At 34.5% G+C, this 2,882-nt stretch carries 2 protein-coding genes and 1 pseudogene; 2 read left to right on the plus strand and 1 reads right to left on the minus strand.

The features are described from left to right. Positions 1–261: 261 nt before the first annotated feature. Positions 262–2,376 (plus strand): DUF4116 domain-containing protein, encoded by a 2,115-nt coding sequence (locus tag RHOW815_RS07620; protein WP_215217715.1) that lies wholly within the window; start codon positions 262–264, stop codon positions 2,374–2,376. Between the two features lie 37 nt (positions 2,377–2,413). On the opposite strand, the gene RHOW815_RS07625 is transcribed toward RHOW815_RS07620, so the two are convergent. After that, a complete protein-coding gene (locus RHOW815_RS07625) occupies positions 2,414–2,611 on the minus strand; it encodes an IS630 transposase-related protein (protein ID WP_215217716.1) in 198 nt (65 codons plus the stop codon). A gap of 74 nt (positions 2,612–2,685) precedes the next feature. On the opposite strand from RHOW815_RS07625, the pseudogene RHOW815_RS07630 reads away from it, so the two are divergent. After that, a pseudogene (locus tag RHOW815_RS07630) lies at positions 2,686–2,882 on the plus strand (IS5/IS1182 family transposase); the annotation flags it as partial.

The following is a 2,882-nucleotide window of genomic DNA, read 5'->3' on the forward strand; positions in this document are numbered from 1 at the left end:
TGTTTGATTGTTAAAAATCACAATAGAGATTCTTTCATCGCCTGCCTATTCTTTTTTTAATTCTTCTGTGCACTTCAAACTTGAAAAGACTTGTTTTTAATATCATTCAATATTTAATTAAAATTAACATTAAAATGTTATTTTAATCGAAACAAACGTAAATGATTTGGACTTCGCTTTCAATTTAATAGCATTGGATGAATTTCTTAAGTCAGCAAATTTTTTTAAAATAGTAAATTTAAGCCAAAGTAGGTTTGTTATATGAAAAGTAATATATTTAGCAATTGTTTAATCTATATAGATTTAAATGCTCATTATGTTCCTGTATTAGGGACGACTGTAGCTCTATGCGGTATTTTAGAAAAATATATGATCCTACCTGCTTTTAACAAAGAAACTATTAATGCGAATCGTTATCTGTCTCATATTTCTAATAAATCTTTAAGTATTTTTTTGTTGGAATCGATTCCTGTTTTAGGAAGCGTTTTCATTTACCTAGGGACTAGAAAGCCAAATTCTTTGCTAGTAGCCATTCCCGGTCTTTTGCAACGCCTGCCCAATTTGCAAAAAGATAAAGAAGTAATATTAAAAATGGTAAATAATCGTTCTTGGGAGGCTATAAAATATGCTCATCCTGACTTACAAAAGGATCAAGAGGTTCTTACCAAGGTTTTAGATAGCGCTCCTTGGGAAAAGGTAAAGCATCTTCTTCCTCATAAGATAATAACAGATAAAAAGCTCATGTTAAAGGCTTTACGATGCATTTCCCCTGAGATAATAACAGATAAAAAGCGTATTTTAAAGGCTTTAGAGGTTTCTTGGGAGGCTATAAAATATGCTCATCCTGACTTACAAAAGGATCAAGAGGTTCTTACCAAGGTTTTAGATAGCGCTCCTTGGGAAAGGGTAAAGCATCTTCTTCCTCATGAGATAATAACAGATAAAAATCTCATGTTAAAAGCTTTACGATGCATTTCCCCTGAGATAATAACAGATAAAAAGCGTATTTTAAAGGCTTTAGAGGTTTCTTGGGAGGCTATAAAATATGCTCATCCTGACTTACAAAAGGATCAAGAGATTCTTACCAAGGTTTTAGATAGCGCTCCTTGGGAAAGGGTAAAGCATCTTCTTCCTCATGGGATAATAACAGATAAAGAGTGTGCTTTAAAAGCTTTAAACCGTTCTTGGGAGGCTGTAAAGTACATTTCTACAGACGTTTTTTGTAAGGATGTGGAGGTTCTTAACAAGATCTTAGATGAGGCTCCTTGGGAGGTTATACGCGATCTTCTATTTTCTCGTGTAATACCGGGGGGGAAGAATAGCGCCTTAAAGGCGTTAAACCGTTCTTGGGAGGCTGTAAAATATATTAGGAATCAGGTTTTGTTAAGCAACGAAGAGTTTGCTCTAGAGGCAATCAAAATCCATCCTCTAGTGTTACCATATATTTCTAAAAATCTAATATCAGATGATCGGTTTCTGCATAGTGTTGTTGTACAAAAGCCTTTAGCAAAGACTTCTTCTGGAGAGATGGCGATCGCTTCTATGATCAATCTTAATGGATTGCACCTAGCACCCCCTTTACTCTCTTGTCCAAAAGATGTTCAGTGCAATTTGAGAGATTTCCTTACGGAGTTTGATAAAAACATAATAGATAAGAGCATATACAGGGATGCAGGAAATCTGCAGCAGCTATATTCCCAACGGGATGATCTAGAGAACTTATGCAACAAGGTGCAAAATACATCGAACGATCTACTTTTTATACAACTTTCCCTTTTACTAAAAAACATCATTTACCAATGGAAAACAGGTAAAGGATTAGAAAAAAAAGATCAAAACTTAAGAGCATTAGCAGATGCCGCAAGCAAATGTACACCTACTTGGTTGGAAGTAGCAACGAGAATATATTCTGAATTAGATGGCAGTGGAACACCGGAAGCAGAGTTGCTCACCTTGGTGCAAAAATATAAAGAAGAAACCATATTGCAATTTACACAAGTCAATGGTAGACATTGGCATTCTTTAAACTATATAAGAAAGAAGTATGGTACAGATCTCGGTCTAAACACTACCCTTGCTAGACATGATATGTATACCGATAATTTTCCTAGTTCTTTAACCAAATGGCAAATAAAGGCGTTATGGGACGCTTGTTCTTTGTTAGAGAGTGTTCATACAGCCCTTTCTACTCAAGAGTACAGTATACCTTTATATGATTTTTTAAAACAAATTACGGAGAAAAATCATCTTGCTAAAGATAAAGACTCCATTGTAGGTTATGTTTCAGATAACTTTTATAATGAAGATTATACATTAAATCTTCATGCTGTGCATGTTATGCTCATAGATATTGGAGTATTAGAAAAGGTTGTTTGATCCTCTTATAGTGTACTTCAAAATGATCGGGGTTTTTCTATACATAAGCGATTAATCTCTGATCATCAATTTTCCTATAAGTGCTTTTCTTTTTTAGAGGTTCTATGTTTCTTCTTTGTTTCTTACTCTTTACCCATCGGTAGACAGTTGCAATCCCAACTTGAAATAGCTGGCTGGCCTTCATTTTGTCGTTATTTTCTTCTAGGTATTGAAGCACTCGTTTTATTAGATCCATTAGAGCTCTTTCAAAACTAGGAAATAAAAAAGCCCTTGTATAAAATGATGCCCTTAAAAATACGTAAGGGCATGATGAAATTTGAAAAAGCAAAAAGTTTAGACAACGAGAAATTCCGAAGATTAACCGGATTAAAACGTAGCACATTTGATCAAATGAGCTTGATTTTGGAGATAAGTCACAAAGAGAAAAAAGCCCGAGGAGGCCGCGTCAATAAATTAAAAATAGAAGACATGTTACTGATGACCTTAAGAGTATCTAAGAGAGTATA

Source organism: Candidatus Rhabdochlamydia sp. W815, assembly GCF_018642185.1.
GTDB classification, from domain to species: Bacteria; Chlamydiota; Chlamydiia; order Chlamydiales; family Rhabdochlamydiaceae; genus Rhabdochlamydia; species Rhabdochlamydia oedothoracis.